We start from the raw sequence: 24,586 nt of genomic DNA, 5'->3' as shown, positions 1-24,586 counted from the left end.
GGAACGCCTAAAAACGGCGTGTGCCTGGTGCATCTGGTATGGCCGCGAAGGAGAACATTCAGACCGAGGTCTAAAATGGCGGGGGTAGCTACGGGCGTATGGAATGAAATATGGCCTCGCCTACAACCGAATACTCCTATTTCGAACGTCGCACGGAACGCCAGTTTATGAGTTAAAGCTCGTCAGAGCGGCAAACCCCACTACGGAAAAAAAGCCGCGCCTGACCGGCAGGGCCAACCGTATGTGAAGACGCCGCCTTGAGACTCCTCGGACACGGCCTGTATTGTCAAGACACGATCATTTCAGTTTCTGGTCAACGCGGTAGGCGCAGACAATATCGCCATCGCGCTGGCATCGAGCATGACGCGTGTGGCCGAACTGATGAAAGGTAAAAGGTTCACACCCGAGACCGCCTTTCACATGGAAACCACGCTCGGGTTACCGCACGGCTTTTTCGACCAGCCCAATCCCGCCCTCGCGGACGAGACCATCGCTCGCCTGAAGTCGCCGCTTGACTTCGTTCAGATCGATGAAGGATTCGACGCCGGGTACGAAGCACTCGCGCGGGCCTCCGCGAGCGGCTTCGACATCGCCGATCGCCCGAATGGCAAGAAGCGCATGGACAGTGTCGAAGCGAGCCGGTTCATGGAGCGACTCGGACTGCCCCAGTTGGCTGGCTGGACAACCCGTGCACCGAAGGCGAGATTCCAGAGTCCGTGTCGGACATGCTTGCACCCGCTCCACGTGGTCGGGCATCCGTTCAGCAACCCGAGCCGCCTGCCCTAGCAACGATCGACGGCGCGAAAGCCGACCGCTCGGGCGGTAAGACGCGCACCAGGCGCGAGCGTGCAACCGCCTTGCACGATTCGGACAGCCCCTCGATAGTTTCGTCGGACGTCGCGGAAGACAAGGCGTCGATCGTCGTCAGCCCGCAACCTAATGTCGATATTTTCCCCGGCGGCAACGGCACCTGATCTATGACAACGCAGCCGGCTTGGTGCCCTTGATAACTTTTTTCGCGACGAGGCGTTCTCCGCCGCAGCCGACGATTAGGCGATTTGCGCCTCGCCTTTGCCGACCGCTTGAGCGCTAGCCCCAATTTTCCCCTGCCCGATCAACATGATCGGCGCGCAACCGGCTCGCGCGTTGTACCTGGTCTTTGAAACTCCTCCATCAAATACGGACATACGCAGGTTGACGCCTTGATAGCGAGCCGAAGGCACATAAAAGTGTCAACGCACTCGTTCCGTGCGATACAACGACCAACCTGCGCGGCAGGTGGGGATACGTCACAAGTTCTGACGTGAGGTGGCGACGTAAGTCGCCGCGCTGAGATACAGCGATCGGCGAAGAGAATCCGTGCAATCCGGAGCACCGCTGCCTTGTCGTGCGCGTCCGGCCGACGTTCCGCGCCCCGGGAGAAACACGGGGCCGACCTCGTACCAAATGGATCCGCCGTCTGATCCCGCTCTCAACGAGTGGCACCACCTCAACGGCGGCCACCGACGTACCCTGAGGCGATTGTTCTTCAGTACGCGGATCCGGGTAGTGTCACACACCGCCCCTTCTGGTCGCCACTTCCAGCGAGCCCGGTCACCTTCCACCGGATCGCTCACAGCCCTGTTTGACACCCACACGCATCGGTCCTCGAATCTCGATGAACTCTCATAAAGTTTTTGCCGCAAACGGCCGATAAATCAGTGAACGTTTTAGATTTACTGCCTGTCCGACGGCTATCCATCACTGCCCTGGCGATGAACGCGCTTTTTGTAAGGTGAAGTAAGGCGAAGCCTGTCTGATCGGTTCAAGGAAGAGAAACCCAGTCGTGAATGACATCGCCACATGCGTCGCCATGATCGGACTTGACGAGCGTAAGCAGCTCATCGTCACCGCTTGCGATAACCAGTTTTTCCGGTTGACGGGCTCACCGGTCAACGACGCACAGACTTTTCCAGTTCCATTCGACGTAATGGTCACGGGTTCCATAGCGAATGAATTTCGCGAGAAACTGCTCGCGTGCTTTCGGTCCGGCTGGGTGCAGCAACCAGAGCAAACTCACGACATCCGCAAAGGCACCGTCTGGTGGCGTCTGTCGCTTAAACCGATCAGGCATGAGAGCAACGGCGCCAGTGTGCACAAGATTCTCATGACGGGTCTCGACATGAGCGCGGGGATCGACCAGCGACAGGAGCCAGAAGTCGAGGCCTCGCGTTATCGCGCCTTGGTCGACCTGGCCTACGACGCGATCGTGACGATGGACGAGGAGCACAACATCACTTTGTTCAACCGCGCGGCGGAGAACCTCTTCGGTTATTCGTCAGCCGAAGTAATGGGTCGGCCGATCGTTACCCTGTTGCCCGAGAAGTTCCGCGCTGATCATCCACGCAGGGTGAAGCAGTTCGCGGACTCCTACCAGCCGAACCTGCGGCGGGCGACTGCTCCACGTATGGACGAAACCAATAGCGTGTACGGTCGACATCGTGACGGGTCGATCATACCCGTCGAAATCGCGGTGTCCAGAATCGACCTGAACGGTGGGGTCGAATTCATGGCGGTGGTACGCGACATCACCGATCGCGCCAGGCTAATGGAACTGCTGAAGAAGCAGGCCACGACCGACGCGCTAACAGGTTTGCCGAATCGTCGGGAGTGTCTGGAATACATAGAAGCGTTACTTGGCAATACAGACGTGTTTTCAGTTTTCATTCTCGACATCGATTTCTTCAAGGAAATAAACGACAAGCATGGACACGATGCTGGCGATGAAGTGTTACGCACGCTCGCGAAAGTTGGAGCGTCAATGACGAGCCGGCCATGTCTGTTCGCGCGTTGGGGCGGCGAAGAGTTTGTGGCAGCGCTGCCGGGCGCTGATGCCCGTGTTGCGTATGACATCGCGAACGCGTTGCGCGAACGTTACGAACGACAGGATTTCGCGCACGTATCGCACCTCAAACCGATTCCGTTCACGGTGAGCATCGGCGTGGTTACCCGCGAAACACACGAGGCCGACGTGGAGACGTTAATGAAGCGTGCGGACCGCGCGCTTTATCGGGCCAAGAAGTCTGGCCGTAATCGTGTCGAAGCGGGATAGATCATGTTTTTAGCAGAACGGGACACGCACGCCGCATGCAGTCCTGACGCGGGCCGGATGAGCGAGGGCCCGGTGATGTAAAAACGGTCGTAAGCGCTCGGGATTGGTGGGTTCGACCTTTAAAGCGCTATGGGCCTACAGGTTGTGAGCCGAACCAGGGATCGGCTGGTCGCGGTGGCGACGACCTGACGCCCGTCGAGCGCATTTCACTGCGAAGACCGGCGCGTTCGGTTTTTACGTCAAGTAACCGCACTTGGCTCGACAACGCCGCCATCACCGATGGACCACCACTATCGGGCTGTGGTCTGACAGGAGCGGACGATCGACATCCTCTCCGAAACGTCCGCCACTTCTCGTCGATACGTGTAAACCCGTTCTGGGCAGACCCAACATAAACTGTCGACGTCTCACTTTTCTGGAAAGCGAATGTTTCGTTTCTGGAATTCGGGCAATAGAGCAATGAATTGTATTCCCGCAGTCTTAGGTTTTGATTAAGAGGAGGAGGCATTTCATGGCATTTGATATTTGTTTTTATATTCCGGCAATAATTACGCGAATCATTCGGAAAATTTATTAAAGAAGGCATTATTTCTTGTTGCAATGTCTTATCTCGTCAATGAACGGATCAGGTGCCAGGCGTTTTCCCTGACCTTCGATGTTCTTCCCTCCGCGTTTTTCTCTGCTCACTGAAATTTACGCTTTCTACTGCATAACCTGGCCTTACAGAGCCGCGAGAGCAAGGCGAAGTACAGCATGTCAATCTCTACACGGTAACTTGACGGCAGGTTGTTCCCAGTCAAGCACCACTTTCCACAATTCCACCAACGATATAAATGAATGCGGCAATGCCGCATAAGTTCTGTTGTCGACGTGCCTGCATCGCTTCTCATTGTTATTCAGCGTCCTAAACGGGAATTCAACATTACGAAAATATCGACAGGCAAGTGTATGAATATTTCGTTATCCATACATTCATTCGCATCTCTCTATACAAACCATCAAATTATTTTCTGTGCATTCTTGCCACTCCTTCCTCATCCTTACCACCGGAACGAAGCACTGCACACAGCACTCAAGCGTTTCTCTCACCTGTTTTGCTGCTCAAAGGAGCCGACTGATGAAAAAACCGTTACTGGCCGCTCTACTCGTGGCGACGGCCGTGCTTGCAGCGTGCGGCGGAGGAGACAACTCCGCGTCGACGCCGACTTCATCGACACCCGCCCCCGCGCCGTCCAAGCTGTTGACGACCATCGCCGTGCCTAATTCCACGACGCCGGCGTTCAGTTTCGATATCGGCTACACGGAAGCAGGCAGGTACTATCTGGCGGACCGAAATAACAAATCCGTCGACGTCGTCGACACGAAATCGAACACGCTGATCGCGCAAATTACGGGAGGTTTTTCGGGCGCAGGCGCGAGCACGGATGCGTCCGGGCCCGACGGCATCGTCGGTGTGACGGGAACGAACACGCTGTATGTGGGCGACGTCGATTCGGTGAAAATCGTCGATACGGCCGCGATGAAAACGGTCAAGACGATTCCGATCAGTACGTCAGGTTCGCGCGTCGACGAAGGCTGTTACGATCCCGATGATCATCTCATCATGTTCGCAAGCCCGGGCGAGACGCCGCCGTACGTCACGTTCATCTCGACAACGACGCAAGCAGTCGTATCGAAGCTGACCTTCACCGGCTCATCGGGACTGGAAGCTTGCACGTATGACGCGGCGTCGAAGAGTTTCCTCATCAATAACGACGGAACGACGGCTAATCCGACGGGCGAACTGGACGTCATCACAGCCAGTTCCGTCACATCGGGTACGCCTGCTGTCAGCAAGGCATTTTCACTCGGCAAATGCGAGCCGTCTGGCATTGCACTCGGGCCTAACAGCGATGTGCTGATCGGCTGCGATCCTTCCGCGGGTAATCCGCTGATCACGTTGATTCTCGACCGCAACACGGGGGGCCAACTTGCGTCGATACCCTTTGGCGGAACGGACCAGGTCGCGTACGATCCCGGCTCGAATCGCTATTTCCTGCCGGCGCGCCATTGGGTGACGAGCGGAACGGCGGCGGCATCGGGCTTCACGCCCCAGATGGGCGTGATCGACGGCGCGACGCGCAAGCTGCTCTACACCGTCGCGGTAGGCACCGGCGCGCACTCGGTTGCAATCGACAGCGGCCTCGGCCAGGTCTATGTGCCGTTCCAGCCAGGCGCCGCCGCGTTTCCGAACGGCGGAATCTCGGTCTTCGCCACGAAGTAGTCGAGTCCTCACGTAGACGGTCTCTGCACGAGATTCCGGTCGTCGCAGTGTTCAGCCAGTGGACAAGAAATTGTGCGCTGGCTTTTTCGCTTCATCGACATATGACTGGTCGACTGCCGTGGAGTTATGCCGCGCGGCGGCCGCGCGCAGTGTGGTCCGTCCGAAAGGTTGTCCAGCGACAATGGGGCAGGCATCGCTGCTCATACGCCGAGCAAGGTGTTGCAGCCGCCTTTTCCAGGTCGGTCCTTCGAACGCCTCGATTTCTGGAGCATTTGTCATGGACATGCAGGAACTGGTTTCTGAATTTCTCGCGTCGGAACATGGGAGTCAGGCAACCCAGGCACTAGCCGATCAAGGTATCAATGCCGACGACGCCCCGCAGATGCTGGGACAGGTGGCCGAGACGGCGCATGCTCACGTCGAGGAGCAGGGTGCCGGGCTGCTTGGCGAGCATCCGGGCAAGAGCTTCTTTGCGGCGTTTGCCGCTGGGCTGGTCAAGGGCGATCCCCCGCTACTCGACATTCGCGGGACGTGTCGAATGGCACGCCGCCCCAGATTTCTTCTTCTCGGTAGCGTTAGGCTAGCACATGAAGACTCCAATCCATTCGATGTTTGAACGGCTCCGGCATTAACCTCAGACTGCAATCAAGTCACCGAATCGGCTGGCATGGACCCAAGGTCCGTTCGCGGATTCGAAGACCGAATCAGACGCATGATAGTCCATGCGATCACGTATGCCGACCCACATATCGCAAACAATATGTTGTAGCCCGCATTGACGTTTCCGAGAGCCTTGAAGTGATCAAGAAGCGCACCGACAAACAAGGGAAAGACAGTTCCACCAATTGCGCCAGCCATGCCGCCCATTCCGACAATCGATCCCACGAGCCTCTTCGGGAACATGTCCGACGCGGTAGTGAACAGATTCGCAGACCAGCCCTGGTGTGCTGCAGCGGCAAGGCTGAGAAGTCCAACCATTGCCCACATGTTGTCGATCCAGGGCGAAAACGCTATGGCTACCACGAGGAACGCCAAGCCAAGCATGGTGATCTGACGTGCTCGAGTGAAATCCCATCCGCGAGCGATCAGGCGCGACGATAGCCACCCGCCCTATATACTGCCGATCGAGGTCGGTACATAAACGACCACCAGCGGCAACCCTAGCTTCTTAAGATCAAGATGATATCGGGAAGTATCCTGTTCGATCCATCCGCTACCACTTTAACGTTTGTAGATCCCGATGTTCGCGGGATCTGAAATGCGAGTTGCCGAACGCCAGAAGAGATTGCGCGTTTCAGAGACTGACGCAATTTCGTCGGCCGTTTTAGAAGGCCGGCTTCACCGAGTCAATGTTTTCCTTCGTGACCCGGACAGTTGGCAACACAACCTTGGGCGGCACCTTCTCCCCTTTCAGGATCTTTAGCGCGACTGCCATGCTTTCAGTTCCAGCGGGCGGATACAGCCACGTGGCCGCTTCGTCACCGGCCCGGATCGCTTCAAACTCTTCTTTCTGCCCGTCGAGGCCCAACACCTTGATCTCACTCGACCGGCCGCTCTCCTTGATCGCCTGGATCGCGCCGAGCGCCATCTCGCCGTTCGCGGCGAATACAAGGTCGACCGTGCCGGCAGGATGCGCCTGCAGGATGTTCTGCATCACAGCGTAGGCTTTCGGCCGGCGGTAATCGGCCGGTTGTTTCGCGATGACCTTGATGTCCGCGGATTTCCCGGTCACCGACGTGACGCCGCCTATCCGGTTCACGGATGTCTCGTCACCTGGAATGCCTTCGAGCAAGACGATGTTGCCTTTGGGTTTGCCGTACTTTTTTGTAAGCGTTTCGACGATGTACTGACCCGCATCCACACCCAGTGCGCGGTTATCGCCCGATACCATTGTGATTGCGCCCTTGACGATCAACTGCGTATAGGCAGGGATGTTGAGCAGATTGAGAAGGTTGTTCAGCACGCCGATCAGCAAGACACCAACGATCGTGCCTCCGATGCCACCCGCGCCACCCGACAGACTCGTGCCACCGACCACCACAGCGGCAATCGCATCGAGTTCAAGCCCCTTTCCGAGGTTCGCTTCACCGATGTTCAGTTGCGTCGACATCACAAGACCACCGAGCCCCGCGAACAACCCGGAAAGGCAGTAGGCAATCACGCGAATCCTGTCGACAGGTACGCCCGACAGGCGCGCGGCTTCCGCATTGCCGCCCACGGCATACACGTGCCTTCCGTAGCGCGTCATTCTCAGAATTACCGCCGATGCCACGGCCATCACGATGAAAAGCAGCGCCTGAACGGGCACGCCTGCGAGGCGTCCACGTCCAATCCATGCAAGCGACGCCGGAACACCAATGACCGGCTGACCATCCGAATAAGCGAGTCAGACGCCGACAAGCGCCGTCATCATGCCAAGCGTGACGATGAACGGCTGGATACGGCCTTTGGTCGTGATAACGCCGTTGGCCCACCCGCAAATCAGCGCGATTGCGAGGCCACCCGCGAGCGATGCCACCGGCCCATATGGCTTGAGACCCGCAATGGCGAGCGTCGTGAGCGCGAGAATCGATCCGACGGAAAGATCGATACCCGCCGTCAATATCACGAACGTCATGCCCAGCGATGTCAGTCCCACCACCGACACCTGGCGTACGACATTCAACAGGTTCTCGGCCGTGAGAAAGTAAGGCGATGACACTGCCGCCGTCACGCACAGCAGCATGAAGATGGCGAGAATGCCAAAGCGCTGGATGAGCTCAATGCGCCGATAGGCGCCGCCTGAAAATCGTCCGCTCGAAGCAGTCCCGGACATAGGTTCTGCGAATGCCATGATTTACCTCGCTATCATTTGAAGGACCGACTCTTCTGTTGCGCCATGAGCGGAAGCTTCCCCCGTCACTACGCCATCACGCAGCGCGACGATGCGGTCCGCCATGCCCAGGAGTTCAGGCATTTCCGAGGAGATCAACAGAACCGCCTTGCCAGAGCGTGCAATCTCGTCAATCAACCTGTAGAACTCGACCTTCGCGCCGACATCAACGCCCCGCGTCGGTTCGTCGAGAATCAGAAGTGTGTAGTCGTGGGCAATCCATTTGCCGAATACGACCTTCTGCTGATTGCCACCCGACAAAGTTCCGACGGGCACTTCCGCGCTCGATGCCGACACCGCGAGTTGCCGGCATACGGACGCCACTCGTGACTGTTCGCGGCGTCGGCTAACGAAGCCGAAGCGACAAATGCTCTTGAGTGTGGGAAGCATCGCGTTCTCGCGGATGCTGAGGCCGAGCACCAGCCCTTGAGCCTTGCGATCCTCCGGCACCAATGCGACGCCTGATTCGATCGCCTCGGCGGGCGTCTTCGGGCGATGTGCACGCCCTCGCAGCGATATCTCGCCTGACGCGATGTCGTCGAGTCCGAAGATCGCACGGGCCACTTCCGTACGTCCCGCGCCCACGAGTCCCGCGAGGCCTACGATCTCACCGGCACGTATGCTAAAAGTGACGTCCTTTACGCGCTCCGCGAGTCGCAGCGCCTTTACATCGAGCACAATCTGCGCAGCAGGTTCGTCGCCGTTGTCGCGCCGATCTGGAAAGCGTGTATCGACTTCGCGGCCCACCATGAGCCGTATCAGCGATGCGCGATCGAGGTCCGCCACCCTACGCGTACAGACCGAGCGACCGTCTTTCATGATCGTGCAGGTGTCGCAAAGGTCGAAAATCTCATCCATCCGGTGCGACACATAGAGAATCGTCACTCCATCGCGCGACAGAGTTCGCACGACGTTATAGAGCAGAGTCATCTCACGATCGGAAAGCGTCGCTGACGGTTCATCCATGATCAGCACGCGCGCTGAGACGGCGAGCGCCTTGGCGATCTCGACGAGTTGCTGTTCAGCTACCGACAGCGTGCCGACACGCCTTCGCACGTCGATCGGTGCGCCGATGCGCGCGAGCAGCGCCTTCGCTTCGCTGCGCATGGATGCGGCATCGAGCAAGCCACGACTGATCCGTTCACGGCCCAGAAAAATATTCTCGGCAACACTCAAGCCGGGGATCAGGTTGAACTCCTGATAAATCGTCGATACGCCCACTGTCACTGCTTCGCTCGGCGATGCCGGTGAGTAGGATTTGCCGTCGAGTAACAGTTCGCCTTCATCGGGTGCAGTGGCGCCGCTCAGAATCTTGATCAGCGTTGATTTGCCCGCACCGTTTTCTCCAACCAGCGCGTGCACGGACCCACGGCTGCATGAAAATTCAATGCGATCCAGAGCCCGTACACCAGGGTAGGTCTTGCTGATTCCCTTCACTTCGAGAGCATTCATGGACTGCCTCTGCCAGGCGATGCAATACCGTGTTGACATGACTTCGAACCGCTGCGACGGCCGGGCAATTCACGCGACCTGCAACTGGATCTTCAATACGTTCCTGTCTTCAGCGAGGCGCGTGAACGCAGCCTGAACGTCATCGAGGCGATAGATCGTGGTGAGAAACGGCGCAACGTTCACGCGCCTGTAACCGAGCAGGGTCGCGGCCTCGTGCATGTCGTCGCCCATGCCGGCAACACTGCCTTGCACGCCCTGCTCCCGCAGCACGAAATCGAGCGCGGAGATTCTGAACGTATGACCCGGCTTGGCAAGTCCAAACGCAATCACGCGGCCGCCAGGACGGATCAGCGTGAACGCCTTTTCGTATAGTTCGGTTGAACCGACGCTTTCAATGGCGACGTCGATGCCGCGTCCATCGGTTGCGCCGCGCACGGCGGCCTCGAGCTGAGCGGGGTCGGTCACGACCAGATCCGCGCCCAGTTCTTTTGCGAGTCGCGCCCGCTGCTCGTTCGGCTCGACGACGATGACAGGTGCCGCGCCCGCGCGGACGGCGAGCTGCATATGCATCTGGCCGATCGGCCCCGCGCCGATCACCAGCACACTCTCGGCAAGCCGCAGATGCCCCTTCCGAAACGCCCGCACGATGCACGAAAGCGGCTCGACCATCGCGCCTTCTTCCACGGGCATCGCCGCGGGCAACGGGACGACCGCATAGGCCGGCACACGCACGTACTCGGCCATGCCACCGTCCACATGAATGCCGAGTTGAACCATCTGTGTGCAATTGAGAATCTCGTTCTTGCGGCAATAGAAGCAACTGCGGCAACCGAGATTGATGTCGGCGGTGACCGCCTGACCGACCTTCAGCCCTTTTACGGCCGAGCCGACTTCGGCGATCGTCCCGGAGAACTCGTGCCCCAGAATCAATGGCAGGCGGTCGCTCGAGTAGTTGCCGTGATAGATGTGCAAGTCGGTTCCGCAAATCCCACAGCGCTCGACCTTGATAAGCACGTCCGACGCGCCGCACTCAGGAACAGGCACGTCGCGCAACTCGAACTGCATCGGAGCAACAAGTACGGCAGCTTTCATGACTTCTCCCTGACGTTGAAACGCGGGCACGACCGGTCCCATCCGCCACGTAATTGCGCGGCGGAGGAAGCGGGCGCGGAACCCGCGAGTCGTTCTCTGCTACCCGATTGCGGGTCGGCGACGAACCGTTATTGAGGAGTGGGCGCGTCCTGCCGGATCAGCTCACGATGCTTCAGTTCGGCCCAGAATGCGGATGGAATCTGTGCCCGGAACGTTTGCAGGTTGTCTTCGAGCTGGGCGACCGTGCGCACGCCGGGAATATTGGTGGGTATGGTCGGGTGGGCGAGCACGAACTGCAGCGCCGCCGCTTTCAACGGCACCGAGTATTCCCGGCACACCTTCTCAATTTTGCGCACCCGTTCGAGGACCGCATCGGGCGCGGGCGAATAGTTGTATTTCGCGCCGGGAACCGCGCCCGTCGCGAGAATGCCGCTGTTGTAGCCGCCGCCGAGGATGACCGACACCTGCCTCTCCTCACACAGGGGCAGGAAGCCGTCGAGCGCGTCCTGCTCGAGCAGCGTGTAACGTCCGGCGAGCAGCAGACAGTCGAAGTCGTGGCGTTTGACGGCCTCATGCGCAACCGGCCATTCGTTCACACCCACGCCTACCGCCTTCACGACGCCTTCGTCGCGCAACTTCAGCAGCGCCTTCGCCGCGCCCGACATGGCCGCCTCGAACATTTCCGGCTGCCTGTCTCCATGCGTATAGCTGTCGATGTCGTGGATCAGTGCGATGTCGATCTGCTCCAACGCCAGTCGCTGCAGGCTGTCCTCGATCGACCGCATGACACCGTCGTAGCTGTAGTCGAACTTCATTTCGAACGGCAGGCCGTCGACCCACGGCGTAAAGTCGATTTCCGCGCGCTTGCGGGGCTTGAGAAGTCGTCCCACCTTCGTCGACAGCACATATTGGTCGCGCGGATACCAGCGCAACCCCTGCCCACAGCGAGCTTCGCTCAAACCATGGCCGTACATGGGAGCTGTGTCGAAATAGCGCACGCCGGCGTCCCAGGCAGCCTTGATCAGGGCCGCGGAATCCTCCTCCGTGATCGGCCGGAAGATGTTGCCGATCGGCGCCGCGCCGAAGCCCATCAGCGTTGTTTCGAGTCCCGAGCGCGGCCATTTGCGCTTTTCTGCTGGATTCATCGTTGTCTCCTGTCGACCAGCGGCGGCGCTATTCGCGCATTTACTGGTCCGATGCAAGTCGTTGCGAACGAAAGTCGGCTACTGTCGAATCTGTTACGTAACCCACCGGATAGTTACTTGTGATTCATACTATGCCCCGATCCAGGATCAATCAAAGGGGGTTTTCCCGGAGCATTTGCCGGCTTACGCGGACTCGATCCACGCCTGGCAGGCAGTTGTTGCACGCTCACGGGATGGTGGAAGCAGCCGCAAAAACGCAACCATCGCTTCGACCGAATTTTCAAGCAGGTGACGACCCGGGTGGGTGGTTAAACCTCTGGCTTCCGCTTCTTCCAGCAGGCGAGTTTGCGCAGGCTTCATGATGAGGTCTGCGATGACAGCATGCGGACCGGCATTAGCGAGATCGATCGGAAGCGGATCGCCAGGACGCATGCCGCACGGTGTCGCGTTGACCACCAAATCGTGACAGGCCTGAGCGCGCGGCACACTCTCCCGGACGACCACGCCGCTCCCACGCTTTTGCAATGCCTGCGCGAGCCGCCGCAACGACGTCGCATTGCTGTCAAAGAGATCGAGCGATGCAATACCCGCGTCGATCAGCGCATGCGCGACTGCCACACCAGCGCCGCCTGTCCCGACGATGAGCGCCGACTTGCCGCGAACCCCGTGGCCACGACCAGGCAGGCCTTTGACGAAGCCCTCACCGTCGAACATCGCGCCCGTCCAGGAACCGTCGGCTTCGCGCCGTAGACAGTTGACCCCGCCCGTTTGCTGCGCCGCCTCCGACAATCGCGCCGCGTGAACGGTCGCCTGGAGCTTGTGCGGCACCGTGACGACCACACCGGCCAGATTGACGATGCCACGCAGCCCTTCGAGCACGGGCCCAAGGTGAGTAGCGGGCACGTGAAACGGCACGAGGGTCGCATTCACGCCGTCCCGCTGGAAGCACGCATTGAAGAGTTCCGGCGACTTTGCCTGCGCGATGGGGTCGCCCAGAATGGCGACGATCCGGGTTTCTCCGTCGATGTGCATCATTGGCGGCGTCCTGTCTGTGCGGTAATGCGTTCGATCAGACGCTGCACGCGCAGCGCATCGTCGCCCGTTACCAATGGGCTGCGATCCTCGCGAATCGCGCAGAGGAAGTCCTTGAGCAAATCACGATGCGCCGTATGGGAAAAGTCCATTGGCTTGGCGCCAAAACCCGACGACGAAGGATCATGAAATTCATCGACACGACCATCGTGGAAAAACGCGCGCAAATGTCCCCCTTCGAGAACCGCTGTCCCATTGGTGCCGATCAGCTCAATTCGCTCAGGAAAACCCGGATACGCCGCCGTCGTCGCAAGCGCGTGACCGGCGGCGCCGCTTTCGAACGTGAGTATGGCGCTCGCGAAGTCTTCTGCTTCCATCGAATGCAAAGCGGTTGTTGCCGTTGCACCGACTACCGTTGATACGTCTCCCGCCAGCCACATCAGAATGTCGAGCGAGTGAATGGCCTGCGTCATCAGCACGCCGCCTCCATCGCGCGCATAGGTCCCACGGCCGGGCTCGTCGTAATAGGACTGAGGCCGCCACCAGCGCAGATCGACGCCGGCATAGGCGATCGCGCCCAGTGCGCCGCTCTTCGCGAGCGTCGCAAGCCGCTCGACAGCGGGACGAAAGCGATTCTGGAAGACCACGCCGAGTCGCACGCCCGCGTCGCGGCACACCTGAACCGCGCGTTCTGCGCGAGGCATCGATATGTCTAGCGGCTTTTCAAGCAATACATGCTTGCGCGCAGCAGCGGCCCGCTCGACGAGTTCGAGATGCGTGTGCGGCGGCGTCAGCACCAGAACGGCATCGACGCGTGGGTCCCCCAATACGGCGTCGAACGATCTGGCAACCGGAAAGCCATACGTGCCGGTGAAGCGCTCCAGCCGTTCCGCCGATCGACCGACTACGCCCACCACCTCCACTTCGTCGTTCAGTTCGTTCAGTGCAAGCGCGTGAGGCGTCGCGGCAAGACCGGCGCCAACGATCGCGATTCGGCTTTTACGCATCAGTACGTCCTCAATGAGGCTACTTCAGATAAGCGTCGTCAACTCTGGAACGGCTTCGAACAGATCCTGAGCCAGACCATAGTCTGCGATGCTGAAGATCGGCGCTTCCGGATCCTTGTTGATCGCGACGATCACCTTGCTGTCTTTCATGCCGGCCAGATGCTGGATCGCGCCGGAGATGCCGACGGCCATGTACAACTGCGGCGCGACGATCTTGCCCGTCTGGCCGACCTGATAGTCATTCGGAACGAAGCCCGCATCTACGGCTGCACGCGACGCGCCCAATGCCGCACCGAGTTTGTCCGCCAGGGGCTGGAGCACCTTCGTGTAGTTCTCACCGTTCCCCAGTCCACGGCCACCCGACACGATCACCGACGCCGATGTCAGTTCCGGCCGGTCCAGCTTCGTCAATTCGCGGTTCACGAACGCGGATATTCTCGCGTCCGCGGCGGCTTCGATTTTCTCGATCGATGCGCTGCCGCCTTCGGCCGCCACGGGGTCGAAGCCCGTCGTGCGCACGGTGATGACCTTGACGGGGTCGCCCGATTGCACCGTCGCGATCGCGTTGCCAGCGTAGATCGGGCGCTCGAATGTATCGGTGCTATTCACAGCCGTGATGTCGCTGATCTGCGCGACGTCGAGATGCGCCGCAATGCGCGGCGCGATGTTCTTGCCGTATGCGGTAGCGGGCGCCAGGATATGCAAATAGTCCCGCGCGATATTCAGCACCGTGCCTTCGATGTTCTCAGCCAGTCCTTCGGCGAGTTGCGGCGCGTCGGCGAGCAGCACTTTGGAAACACCCGCGATCTTCGCGGCGCCGTCGGCCGCGCCCTGCGCATTCGAACCCGCGACCAGCACGTGAACATCACCGCCGATCTTCGAAGCAGCAGCAACCGTGTTCAGCGTTGCGGTCTTGATCGATACGTTGTCGTGTTCTGCAATTACCAGAATCGTCATTTCATCCGTCTCCTGCGTTGTCCTTACAGGGCTTTGGCTTCGTTCCTGAGTTTCTCGACCAGCGCCTTCACGTCCGGCACCATTACGCCTGCGGAACGCTTCGGCGGCTCCGCGACTTTCACCGTCTTCAGGCGCGGTGCGACATCGACACCGAGATCGGCCGGCTTCAGTGTCTCCAGAGGCTTCTTCTTCGCCTTCATGATGTTCGGCAGCGTGACGTAGCGCGGCTCGTTCAGGCGCAGATCGGTCGTGATGACTGCGGGCAGCTTGAGCGAGAGCGTTTCCGCGCCGCCATCGACTTCACGCGACACGGTAGCCTTGCCGTCCGCCACCACGACCTTCGAGGCAAACGTCGCCTGCGGCAAGCCAGCCAAAGCGGCCAGCATCTGACCGGTCTGATTCGAATCGTCGTCGATGGCCTGCTTGCCGAGAATCACCAGTTGCGGCTGCTCCTTATCGACGAGCGCCTTGAGAATCTTCGCGACCGCGAGTGGCTGCAATTCTTCCGTCGACTCAACGAGAATCCCGCGATCCGCTCCAATGGCCAACGCGGTGCGCAGCGTCTCCTGACACTGCGTCACGCCGCACGACACCGCAACGACTTCCGTCGCCACGCCCGCTTCCTTCAGGCGAACCGCTTCCTCAACGGCAATCTCGTCGAACGGATTCATCGACATCTTCACGTTCGCGATATCGACGCCGCTTCCATCCGACTTCACGCGAACCTTGACGTTGTAGTCGACCACTCTTTTGACCGTGACCAGAATTTTCATGTGCAACCTCTTCCTTCAACAAAAGCCGGCGCGCAACGGGCCGGGTCGAATCTCACTTGATGACCAGCACCTTCGAACGATCGAACGCCACCGTCACCGCGACGATCAGGATCAGTCCGAACACGATCTGCTGCGCGAACACGCTAATGCCGACGAACGTCATGCCCACACGCGCGACCGACACGAGGAGCGCGCCCACCAGCGTCCTGCCGATGCCGCCCGCGCCACCCGTCAGCGCCGTTCCGCCGACGATCACCGCGGCAATGGCGGGAAGCAGGAACTGATCTGCCAGCGTTGGCGAACCGCTGCCCAGTCGACCGGCCATGACGACACCCGCAAGCCCCGCAAAGAAAGACGACGTGCCGAACACCAGGCATTTGGTCACCCACACGCGCACACCCGAGGCGATCGCCGCCGGTTCGCCGGCACCGATCGCGTCAGCGTGGCGGCCGAATACCGTCGATCGATGCAGAAACAGACAGAACGCAAACACTGCGATGCCGAGCAGGATTTCGTGCGGCACGCCGAACGAAGTACCCGTGGTCCAACCGAGCGAGGCGTTGCGCATCTCGTCGCTGATCGCGATGGAGCGTGTACCGGAAAGCGTCAACGCAGCCGCCGACGCAATCCCGCCCACCGCAAGCGTCGCGATGAAGGACGGAATGCGCAGCATGGTCTGGATCACCCCGCTAAGCAGACCAATGCCAAACGACGCAGCGAGTGCGACGACGGCAGCCATCGCTCCGTAACGCGGCAGCAGCATCGCCACGATCACGCTCGCGAGAGACGCCACGGACTGCAGCGACAGGTCGATGCTGCCGAGCAAGACGACAAAGGTCGTGCCAGCCGCCATGATGAACAGTGTCGAACTGTCGGCGAGCAAGCCGAGTTGCGTCGAAGGTGCCAGAAAGCTCGGCTGCGCGATTTCAATCAACACGTACAGCACGATGAGTGCGAGAAAGGGCGCGTTGTCGCGCAGCTTCGCCGCGAGTGGTGCGTTCAGTTGTGGCATGTTGACCTCAGACCATGTGTTCGACAATTTCGACCTGCGAGGGCTTACGCCCAACCTCGCACGGCAGGACCTTTTCAGCGCGGCCGTCTCGCATGACCATCACGCGATGGCTGAGCCCAAGAATCTCTTCGAGCGTATCGCCCGTTAACACGACAGCGACACCCTCTGCTGTCAGTTCGCGGATGAGTTGATAGACCTCTTCCTTTGCACCGACATCGAGGCCGCGCGTCGGATGATCGAGCACGAGAATCCGGCTGCCTGCGAAACGCCATTTCGCGAGCACCACCTTCTGCTGGTTGCCGCCCGACAGGTTGCGGCAGGATGCATCAGGCCCTGGTGTCTTGATGTGCAGCCGCTGTATCCATTCGTTGGCAAGCGCGCGCTCGCTTGCCTTGCGAACCACGCCGCCACGGCTGACGGCGCCCAGACGCGGCAGCGTGAGATTTTGCGCAACGCTCATCTGGGTGACGAGCCCCTCGACCTTTCGCTCACGCGGAACGTATCCGATGCCAAGCGCGACGGCATGATTGGCCTGAGGCTTCAGACGGGTCGTACCCACCATCACCTCCCCCGCGTCGAGCTTTTCCAGGCCCGCAATGATCCGGCACAGTTCTTCGCGCCCGGACCCGACCACGCCCGCGACACCGAACACTTCGCCGCAGTGGACATCGAAGGAAACGTCGTTGAGCACGTGACCCAGCGACGCGTGGCGCACCGACAGTGCGACCTCCGCGCGGCAGGGCTTTTGCAGGTTTTCGCGGTAGTACTCGCTGTGCAGGGACCGGCCGACCATCAGTTCGTGGAGCTTCGTCACCGACGCATTGCCCGACGACATCTCCGACACCACCTTCCCATCCTTCATCACATACACGCGGTCGCTGAGCGACAGCAGTTCATCGAGCCGGTGCGACACGAACACGAACGACGCGCGCGACTTGAGTTCACGCACGAGTCCGAACAGGATGTCGATCTCCCCCGCCTCGAGCACGGAAGTCGGCTCGTCGAGCAGGATGATCGGCGTGCCGCCCGTGCGGCTCGCAAGCGACAAGGCTCGCGCGAGTTCAACCATCTGTCGCTGGCCGAACGACAGGTCCTCGCACAGCGTCAGCGGATCCACGTCCAGACGCACCGTCGCGAGTTCCTTCTTCGCTGCCCGCTTGAGCTTTGCCCAGTTCATCCGGCCGAAGGTGACGAAGTCTTCTTCGCGACCGAGGAACAGGTTCTCGGCAACGGTCAGATTCGGCAGGATCGATTGCTCCTGATAGACCATCGCGATGCCCTTGGACGTCGCGTCGCGCGGATTGCGGATCACGAGCGGCTTGCCGCCAAGCTCGATCTCGCCCGTGTCCTGACGGTATGCGCCCGTCAGGAGTTTCATCAGCGTGGATTTTCCTGCGCCGTTTTCGCCGATCAGACCGACGATTTCATTCGGCCGGACTTCGATCGATACGTCGTCCAGGGCGAGCACACCCGGAAAGCGCTTGGTGACGTTCTTGAGTGAAAGCATGTCTGTTCTCCTCACGCTCATTTGACGATGCGCCGGCGCGAGCGATTGAGCGCGAGGGTTACGGCTGCGATGATCAATACACCCTGGATGCCCTGTTGCACGTAGGGAGGCACACCGAGCAGCACCATGCCGTTGCCGAGCACAATGACGATCAGCGTGCCGATCAACGTGTTCATCGGACTGCCGTTGCCGCCTGCGAGCGACGTACCGCCCACCACGATCGCGGTAATCGCAACGAACAACTGACCATCGGCAATGCGTGCATGTCCCTGCCCGTATTGCGCAACGGCGAGGATGCCCGCCACTCCATAGAACGCGCCCGCCAGCGCGAACACCACGATGCGCACGCGCGATACCCGCACCCCGCTCAGCCGCGCGAGATCCTCCCCGCCGCCGATTGCGAGCGTGTGCCGGCCGAGCAGCGTGTGTTTGTAGACGAACCACGCGACCCCGAGCATCGATATCGCGATCCAGACCGACAGAGGCAGACCCAGATAGCGCGTAATCGAAATGGCGCGCAGCGAAGGATCGCTCACACGGATCGTGTTCCCCGACAGCCACGCTGTACCGATCCCCGTTGCAACGAAGCCGATCGCCAGTGTCGTAATGAACGACGGAATGCGCAGGAACACGTGCAGCACGCCATTGGCAAGACCCAGCGCGGTACCTGTGGAAATCGCCACGGCCAGCACCCACAGCCCGAAGTGGTTGTCGTTATACGAGTTCTCGACCAGCATCGAGACCGCAATCGCAGCGACCGCGACGATGCCTTCGGCCGACAGATCGATGCTGCCGAGCTGAATGACGAACGCGGCACCGAGTGCGATGGTGAGAGGAATCGCAGCACCTATCGCAATCCGCGACAGATTCATCGGATCGAAGAAGTCGCGGTTCAGCGCGCCGATGCAAAGACCGAGCGCCACCAGCACCAGCAGCGGTGCAAATCGTCGCACGAGTGCCTGCTTCGATACGATCGGGGTCCCGGTTGTTTTTGTGGGCACGGCCTGCCGGGTGGGCGCCAAGGTCAGCTTGTTCATCGATACACCACTGGACCCGCGACGCGGGCATAGAGATTGTTCCAATCGCCGCCTGGCGCAGCCGCGCGCTTCAGCACATCCTGCACGTTAGCTTTGGTCACGAACGTTGCCTTGCAATAGGACTCGCGCCGGTCCTTGGGCAACGCTGCTACGTCGACCTTTTTCTCCTTCGCCTGAAGACCCATTGCCAGGCCGATGCCACCAAGCCAGTACGGGTCCCAGTCGACGGAAGCGACCAGTTCACCGGCCTTGATCGCGCTCAGGCCGGGCGGCGTGCCGTCCATGCCCGTCACGGGCATCTGGCCTGCGAGACCTTCGGCGCGCAGTGCCTCGATCGCGCCGAGCGCCATGTCGTCGTTCGCGGCCCATACGCCTTTGATCTTCGAGTTGAAGCGCGTCATCCACGCCTGCATGATCGGAAACGCCTTTTGTGAGTTCCAGTCGGCGACCTGGAAGTCGAGCAACTGAATGCCAGGAAATTTTTTCAGTGCTGCGTCGAGCCCGGCTTTACGTTCGATTGCCGGCACGTTGCTGAAGATGCCACCGAGCGCGACGACGCCTCCCTTGCCGCCCATCTGCTTGAACAGTTGCGTGGCGGTTTCTTCGCCGTACGCAACACCGTCATAGGAAAGATGGGCTACATAGTTCGGGTTCGCGTCCCACGGATGCAGATCCTTCGGCTTGTTCCAGATAGTCGTGACGAACGCGCCCGCTTTCGAGCAGGCCTCGACGATCACGCGCGCGTCGGCGGAATCATTCGGATCGACGTTGAGCACGAGATTGCCGCCCGTCCGTTGCAGCAGCGCGCGAATATCGGCGATGCCTTTCTCGGAACTCCCTTCAGTCGTGAGCGGCACATACGGCAAGCCGACGCTTGCCGCGAAGCTCTGCGCGCCCTTGTTGAAGGCCGCGTGATACGGGTTGGTCAGCGACCGGAACGAGCAGGCCAAGGTGGTCTGCCCCGCGCCGAGCGACAGCCTTGAAACGCTGCTACCGACCATCGCAAAGGCCGCCCCTGCGCCGAGCCTGATGAAGTCACGGCGTGAAAGAGCCGGGTGTTGATCGTGTTTGGACATGATGTCTCCTTCCAATAAATATATAGATAGTTACTCATTGTTATGGAGTTCGATACCAGAACTCTCTCTCAGGCCGCGCGGCCCGACCCTACGCCAGCGTCGCGGCGGCGACGGGCGCTGTCCGTCCGGAATGGTTGGCCAACTGGCCTGCCGCCGGTGCCTGGGCCGCTGCGCGCCCGCGAATCAGGTCCGACGCTTTCTCTGCGATCATCAGTGTCGGCGCATTGGTGTTCGAACTGACGATGCGTGGCATAACGGATGAATCCGCGACGCGCAGACCTTCGATGCCGTGAACCCGCAACTGCGGATCGACCACGGACATATCGTCCACACCCATCTTGCAGGTACCGACCGGGTGATATCCGGTGCGCCCGTACTGCTGCGCGTACTCTTCGTATTGCGCCTGCGTGCGCACTGCGCCGCCAGGGAAGTGCTCGCTTTTGATGAACTTGCGCAGTGCGTTCTGCGTCATGATTTCGCGGCTTTGACGAATGCCCTCCACAGCGACCTTCAGGTCATAGGGATCGCGGATATAAGCGGGATCGATGACGGGCGCATCGGCGGGGTCCGCGCTGTGCAGCGTTACGCTGCCGCGGCTTCGTGGGCGCAGGAAATATGAATTGAGCGTGCAACCCGAACCTGACGGAACAGGCGGCACGCCGGCCTCGACGCCGGCTCCAGGCAGGAAGTGGAACTGCAGATCGGGCGTCGGCACGCTGCTGTCGGAATACCAGAACGCCCCGCCCTCGGCGATGTTCGACGTGACCGGGCCCTTGTTGAAGATTTTGTATTCGAGGCCGGCGAGCAGCATCATGTGCTTCTTCGCGTACTTGTCGAGGCTGTAGTGGCCGTTGAGCTCGTACACGATATCGATGTCGAAATGATCCTGCAGGTTCTCACCAACGCCCTTGAGCGAATGCAACGGCTTGACGCCCGCGCGCTCCAGATCGGCGGGGCGGCCAATGCCGGAGAGCATCAGTAACTTGGGAGAACCGATCGCGCCCGCCGTCACGATCACTTCGCGCTCGGCCCGCGCAACGACGACGTTCGTCCGCGAGTGCTGCTCAGCGAATTCGACGCCTACCGCGCGGCCCTTCTCGATCACGATGCGCGACACCAGGCAATTCGTCTTTACCGTCAGGTTGCTGCGGGCACGCGCGTCCCGCAGATAGCCCACTGCGGCACTGCAACGCCGCCCATTGCGCTGCGTGACCTGATACACGCCGACGCCTTCCTGTTGCGCGCCGTTGAAATCGCTGTTGTACGGCAGGCCGGCTTCCTGACCGGCGCGGACGAAAGCCTTGGTGAGTTCATTGACGGTGATGAGGTCGGACACGCCGAGCGGACCGCCGACACCGTGATACTCGTTGCACAGGCGCTCGTTGTCTTCCATCCGGCGCAGATACGGCAGCACGCCGTCGCGAAAGGCCCAACCCGTGCAGCCGTCGCGCTCCCATGCGTCGTAATCGGAGGGCTGGCCGCGCGTATAGACCATCGCATTGATCGAGCTGCCGCCACCGAGCACGCGGCCCTGCGCGAACGGAATCTGGCGGCGTTGTGTCTCCGCCGCCGCCGCGGTGCGATAACCCCACGTCAACGGACCACCCGTCATCTTGAAGAAGCCGACGGGCATATGGATGTAGGGATTCGTATCAGCGGGGCCGGCCTCGAGCAACAGTACCCGGTTGCTTGCGTCTTCACTCAGACGTGCTGCCAGCGCGCAGCCTGCCGGGCCGCCACCCACGATCACATAGTCATACATTGCTGTCTCCGATTCTGCGTTCTGCGGCCGCGCAGTTCCGCGTGGCCCAACCTTTGCGCGGCTCTCTGTGACCGCTTTCGTAAAAAAATGGCCTTACGCGATCCAGCGTGGCCGGTTGCCGAGTTGCACATGCACGGACTTGAGCTCCGTGTATTCCTCGACACCATAGCGACCTGTCTCGCGACCGATGCCCGATTGCTTGACACCGCCGATCGGCAGTTCAGGACCGCCCGTTATCGTGCAGTTGATCCAGATGCGCCCGGCCTGCACCTCGCGCAAGCTCTTGAACGCGCCTTGCAGGTCGCGTGTCCAGATACTTGCCGCGAGGCCGTACGGCACGCCATTCGCCAACTGGATGGCCTGCTCGAAGGTATCGAAGGCGGTAACCGAGAGCACCGGCCCGAAAATCTCTTCCTGGGCGAGCGCGCTGCCAGGTTGCACGTTGCGGAACATCGTCGGCTGGATGAAGTAGCGCTCGCCTTCGTTGCTAGAAGTGCCGCCGCAGACCAGTTGCGCACCATCGTGCTTGCCGGCGTCGATGAAGCCGCGAATCTTGTCGAACTGCCGCGCTTCGACGATGGCGCCGACGTGGTTGGACGCGTCGAGCGGATCGCCGACACGCACTTTTCCAAGTACCGCCTTCACGCGCTCGACCAGTTCTTCTTCGACCGAACGGTGAACGACGAGCCGGCTGCCCGACACGCAGCACTGACCCGCGTTGAACGCGATACCGAAGGCGATGGCATCGGCTGCATCGTCGAGATCGGCGTCGGCGAATACGATCTGCGGATTCTTGCCGCCCAGTTCCAGCCCGACCTTTTTCATGTTGCCGCCAGCGGCCGTGAGCACCGAGCGGCCCACGGGCGTCGAGCCGGTGAACGAAATCATGTCGACGTCCATGTGTTCCGCGAGCGCCTGGCCGACCACCGAACCGAGCCCCGTCACCACGTTGACCACGCCATCGGGCAAGCCGGCCTCGGTGAGCAGCGCGGCGAGCTTGAGCGTCGTGGTCGACGTCAGTTCCGCCGGCTTGACGACCACCGTGCATCCCGCAGCCAACGCAAACGGCAGACGTTCCGAAAGAATGAAGAACGGAAAATTCCACGGCGTAACGATGCCCACCACGCCGACCGGTTGCCGCACCACCAGACCGAACATGTCGGGGCCGAGCGTGTCGTGCGAGTCGCCATGCACGACGCGGGCAAGCCCCGCCGCATATTCCCAGATTCCCGCCGCCGCAGTGACTTCGCCGCGCGACTGGCCGATGGGCTTGCCGCTTTCGAGCGTCTCGAGATACGCCAGCGTCTCTACGTTGTCGCGAATCAGTTGCGCCGTTTTCAGCAGCACCGCTGCACGCGCCTCGCCCGACAGCCGCGACCAGCGGCCGTCGTCGAATGCGCGACGCGCGGCGGTGACGGCAACGTCCAGGTCCCGCTTCGACGCCCGCGTCGTGGCCGTCACCGGCACGCCATGCCCGGGGCTCTTACGCGTTACCCACTCGTTATCTGCGCCCGAATAGTTCTTGCCGTCGATGAACATCGGCGTACGCACCAGTTCGGACGGTAAGCGCAGCGAGGCTGCCAGTTCACCCAGATCCTTCATTCCTGCCTCCAATATGTGCAATTCTTTACGGCGCCGCTCTAAACCATGACGCGTCGAGGGCAGTGCCGTCGCCATGCCGCTGGCCTGAAGCGTGATGTTGTTGGCCCAATTCTGCACCATCCAGTTACTTCCTGACAACCCGCTTTTTGGTTTATAGTCACCGTCATTAGGCCCCTGTAAGGGCGCTCCCACCCTACTTCGTTACGACCCATATGACCGCTGCCACCACGCCCCAACGACGCGCATCGAAGCCCGCAGAAACGGTTGTTACGCGCCAGCCCCGGCAGCGCGACCCGGAGGTTACCCGGGCCAACATTCTCGAAGCCGCGAAGAAAGAATTCGCGAAGCTCGGCCTGGCCGGTGCGCGCGTCGAAGCCATTGCAACGCGCTCCAAAGCCAACAAGCGGATGATCTATCACTACTTCGGCAGCAAGGAGGAACTCTTCGTCGCGGTGCTCGAAGATGCCTACGCCGACATCCGTTCCGCCGAACTGAAACTCAACCTCGACCATCTTTCGCCGGAAGACGCGCTCGTTGCCCTTACCACGCATACCTGGAACTACTACCTGCGAAACCCCGAGTTCATGACGCTCGTGAACAGCGAAAATCTTCACAAAGCACGCCACGTCAAGAAGTCTCAGCGGTTTCACGATCTGCACCAGGGGTTTATCTCCATGTTGCAGCGCATCCTCGATCGCGGCGTCGAAGCGGGCGTGTTCCGGTCGGGTGTCGACGCACGACAACTGCACATCACGATGGCCGCTATCGGCTACTACTACCTGACGAACCGCTTCACAAGCGGTGTGATCTTCGACATCGACTTCATGGACAAGGCGGCGCTGAAAAGCCGTCTCGAGTTCAACATCGAGACCATTCTGCGAATCGTGCGCCCGTGAAAGCCCGAGC

18 protein-coding genes and 2 pseudogenes are annotated in these 24,586 nt (G+C 60.5%); 5 read left to right on the top strand and 15 right to left on the bottom strand.

All coding sequences use genetic code 11. From position 1 onward, the window contains the following. Positions 1-282 precede the first annotated feature (282 nt). The 4 genes and pseudogenes from C2L66_RS33645 to C2L66_RS33630 form a co-directional block, all read left to right on the top strand. Positions 283-956: pseudogene (locus C2L66_RS33645) on the top strand (hypothetical protein); the annotation flags it as partial. A gap of 869 nt (positions 957-1,825) precedes the next feature. Further along, positions 1,826-3,091 carry a sensor domain-containing diguanylate cyclase gene (locus C2L66_RS33640; protein ID WP_082670492.1) on the top strand — a complete coding sequence of 422 codons (1,266 nt, stop codon included), beginning with the start codon at positions 1,826-1,828 and terminating at the stop codon, positions 3,089-3,091. Between the two features lie 1,117 nt (positions 3,092-4,208). Continuing rightward, on the top strand, positions 4,209-5,354 hold the full coding sequence (locus tag C2L66_RS33635) for a YncE family protein (RefSeq protein WP_060607967.1): 1,146 nt from the start codon (positions 4,209-4,211) through the stop codon (positions 5,352-5,354). A 277-nt stretch (positions 5,355-5,631) separates the two neighbouring features. Continuing rightward, positions 5,632-5,970, top strand: a complete 339-nt coding sequence (locus C2L66_RS33630) for a hypothetical protein (protein ID WP_233445100.1) — start codon at positions 5,632-5,634, stop codon at positions 5,968-5,970. Positions 5,971-6,678: 708 nt separating this feature from the next. On the opposite strand, the gene C2L66_RS33620 is transcribed toward C2L66_RS33630, so the two are convergent. The 15 genes and pseudogenes from C2L66_RS33620 to C2L66_RS33550 form a co-directional block, all read right to left on the bottom strand. Further along, the gene (locus tag C2L66_RS33620; RefSeq protein WP_233445118.1) at positions 6,679-7,245 is read right to left on the bottom strand and encodes a substrate-binding domain-containing protein; all 567 of its coding nucleotides are present in this window, start codon (positions 7,243-7,245) and stop codon (positions 6,679-6,681) included. A gap of 6 nt (positions 7,246-7,251) precedes the next feature. After that, positions 7,252-8,079, bottom strand: a pseudogene (locus C2L66_RS41950) (ABC transporter permease); the annotation flags it as partial. A gap of 111 nt (positions 8,080-8,190) precedes the next feature. Next, positions 8,191-9,678 carry a sugar ABC transporter ATP-binding protein gene (locus C2L66_RS33610; RefSeq protein WP_063803392.1) on the bottom strand — a complete coding sequence of 496 codons (1,488 nt, stop codon included), beginning with the start codon at positions 9,676-9,678 and terminating at the stop codon, positions 8,191-8,193. 69 nt (positions 9,679-9,747) lie between these two features. Then, complete coding sequence (locus tag C2L66_RS33605; protein WP_060607958.1) at positions 9,748-10,770, bottom strand: zinc-dependent alcohol dehydrogenase; 1,023 nt, start codon at positions 10,768-10,770, stop codon at positions 9,748-9,750. A gap of 128 nt (positions 10,771-10,898) precedes the next feature. After that, the gene (locus C2L66_RS33600; RefSeq protein WP_409372676.1) at positions 10,899-11,861 is read right to left on the bottom strand and encodes an aldo/keto reductase; all 963 of its coding nucleotides are present in this window, start codon (positions 11,859-11,861) and stop codon (positions 10,899-10,901) included. Positions 11,862-12,098: 237 nt separating this feature from the next. Next, the gene (locus tag C2L66_RS33595; protein ID WP_063803391.1) at positions 12,099-12,950 is read right to left on the bottom strand and encodes a shikimate dehydrogenase family protein; all 852 of its coding nucleotides are present in this window, start codon (positions 12,948-12,950) and stop codon (positions 12,099-12,101) included. Next, positions 12,947-13,954, bottom strand: coding sequence for a Gfo/Idh/MocA family protein (locus tag C2L66_RS33590; RefSeq protein ID WP_060607953.1), 1,008 nt, complete (start codon positions 13,952-13,954; stop codon positions 12,947-12,949). Before C2L66_RS33590 ends, C2L66_RS33595 begins: the two co-directional genes overlap by 4 nt. 24 nt (positions 13,955-13,978) lie before the next feature. Next, positions 13,979-14,911, bottom strand: coding sequence for an electron transfer flavoprotein subunit alpha/FixB family protein (locus tag C2L66_RS33585; protein WP_060607950.1), 933 nt, complete (start codon positions 14,909-14,911; stop codon positions 13,979-13,981). A gap of 23 nt (positions 14,912-14,934) precedes the next feature. Next, positions 14,935-15,684 carry an electron transfer flavoprotein subunit beta/FixA family protein gene (locus C2L66_RS33580; protein WP_060607947.1) on the bottom strand — a complete coding sequence of 250 codons (750 nt, stop codon included), beginning with the start codon at positions 15,682-15,684 and terminating at the stop codon, positions 14,935-14,937. Between the two features lie 52 nt (positions 15,685-15,736). Further along, positions 15,737-16,696 (bottom strand): ABC transporter permease, encoded by a 960-nt coding sequence (locus tag C2L66_RS33575; protein WP_054932106.1) that lies wholly within the window; start codon positions 16,694-16,696, stop codon positions 15,737-15,739. 7 nt (positions 16,697-16,703) lie between these two features. Then, on the bottom strand, positions 16,704-18,203 hold the full coding sequence (locus tag C2L66_RS33570) for a sugar ABC transporter ATP-binding protein (protein WP_054932105.1): 1,500 nt from the start codon (positions 18,201-18,203) through the stop codon (positions 16,704-16,706). Positions 18,204-18,220: 17 nt separating this feature from the next. Beyond that, a complete protein-coding gene (locus C2L66_RS33565; RefSeq protein ID WP_233445099.1) occupies positions 18,221-19,156 on the bottom strand; it encodes an ABC transporter permease in 936 nt (311 codons plus the stop codon). An 80-nt stretch (positions 19,157-19,236) separates the two neighbouring features. Next, positions 19,237-20,316 (bottom strand): sugar ABC transporter substrate-binding protein, encoded by a 1,080-nt coding sequence (locus C2L66_RS33560; RefSeq protein WP_054932104.1) that lies wholly within the window; start codon positions 20,314-20,316, stop codon positions 19,237-19,239. 88 nt (positions 20,317-20,404) lie between these two features. Beyond that, the gene (locus C2L66_RS33555) at positions 20,405-22,078 is read right to left on the bottom strand and encodes a GMC family oxidoreductase (protein ID WP_060607944.1); all 1,674 of its coding nucleotides are present in this window, start codon (positions 22,076-22,078) and stop codon (positions 20,405-20,407) included. A gap of 93 nt (positions 22,079-22,171) precedes the next feature. Then, positions 22,172-23,680: an aldehyde dehydrogenase family protein gene (locus tag C2L66_RS33550; RefSeq protein WP_060607941.1), complete on the bottom strand. Its 1,509-nt coding sequence runs from the start codon at positions 23,678-23,680 to the stop codon at positions 22,172-22,174. Between the two features lie 212 nt (positions 23,681-23,892). On the opposite strand from C2L66_RS33550, the gene C2L66_RS33545 reads away from it, so the two are divergent. Continuing rightward, the gene (locus C2L66_RS33545; protein WP_054932102.1) at positions 23,893-24,576 is read left to right on the top strand and encodes a TetR/AcrR family transcriptional regulator; all 684 of its coding nucleotides are present in this window, start codon (positions 23,893-23,895) and stop codon (positions 24,574-24,576) included. Positions 24,577-24,586: the final 10 nt, after the last annotated feature.

Origin of the sequence: Paraburkholderia caribensis (assembly GCF_002902945.1) — a bacterium.
Classification (GTDB): domain Bacteria; phylum Pseudomonadota; class Gammaproteobacteria; order Burkholderiales; family Burkholderiaceae; genus Paraburkholderia; species Paraburkholderia caribensis.
Note: the sequence above shows the minus strand (reverse complement) of the source record. Positions and strands in the feature narration are given on the sequence as shown.

Coding starts and splice junctions, on each gene's coding strand:
- C2L66_RS33635 (WP_060607967.1), top strand. CDS start 4,209: ATGAAAAAACCGTTACTGGCCGCTCTACTCGTGGCGACGGCCGTGCTT.
- C2L66_RS33630 (WP_233445100.1), top strand. CDS start 5,632: ATGGACATGCAGGAACTGGTTTCTGAATTTCTCGCGTCGGAACATGGG.
- C2L66_RS33620 (WP_233445118.1), bottom strand. CDS start 7,245: ATGGTATCGGGCGATAACCGCGCACTGGGTGTGGATGCGGGTCAGTAC.
- C2L66_RS33610 (WP_063803392.1), bottom strand. CDS start 9,678: ATGAATGCTCTCGAAGTGAAGGGAATCAGCAAGACCTACCCTGGTGTA.
- C2L66_RS33605 (WP_060607958.1), bottom strand. CDS start 10,770: ATGAAAGCTGCCGTACTTGTTGCTCCGATGCAGTTCGAGTTGCGCGAC.
- C2L66_RS33600 (WP_409372676.1), bottom strand. CDS start 11,861: ATGGGCTTCGGCGCGGCGCCGATCGGCAACATCTTCCGGCCGATCACG.
- C2L66_RS33595 (WP_063803391.1), bottom strand. CDS start 12,950: ATGATGCACATCGACGGAGAAACCCGGATCGTCGCCATTCTGGGCGAC.
- C2L66_RS33590 (WP_060607953.1), bottom strand. CDS start 13,954: ATGCGTAAAAGCCGAATCGCGATCGTTGGCGCCGGTCTTGCCGCGACG.
- C2L66_RS33585 (WP_060607950.1), bottom strand. CDS start 14,911: ATGACGATTCTGGTAATTGCAGAACACGACAACGTATCGATCAAGACC.
- C2L66_RS33580 (WP_060607947.1), bottom strand. CDS start 15,684: ATGAAAATTCTGGTCACGGTCAAAAGAGTGGTCGACTACAACGTCAAG.
- C2L66_RS33575 (WP_054932106.1), bottom strand. CDS start 16,696: ATGCCACAACTGAACGCACCACTCGCGGCGAAGCTGCGCGACAACGCG.
- C2L66_RS33570 (WP_054932105.1), bottom strand. CDS start 18,203: ATGCTTTCACTCAAGAACGTCACCAAGCGCTTTCCGGGTGTGCTCGCC.
- C2L66_RS33560 (WP_054932104.1), bottom strand. CDS start 20,316: ATGTCCAAACACGATCAACACCCGGCTCTTTCACGCCGTGACTTCATC.
- C2L66_RS33555 (WP_060607944.1), bottom strand. CDS start 22,078: ATGTATGACTATGTGATCGTGGGTGGCGGCCCGGCAGGCTGCGCGCTG.
- C2L66_RS33550 (WP_060607941.1), bottom strand. CDS start 23,680: ATGAAGGATCTGGGTGAACTGGCAGCCTCGCTGCGCTTACCGTCCGAA.
- C2L66_RS33545 (WP_054932102.1), top strand. CDS start 23,893: ATGACCGCTGCCACCACGCCCCAACGACGCGCATCGAAGCCCGCAGAA.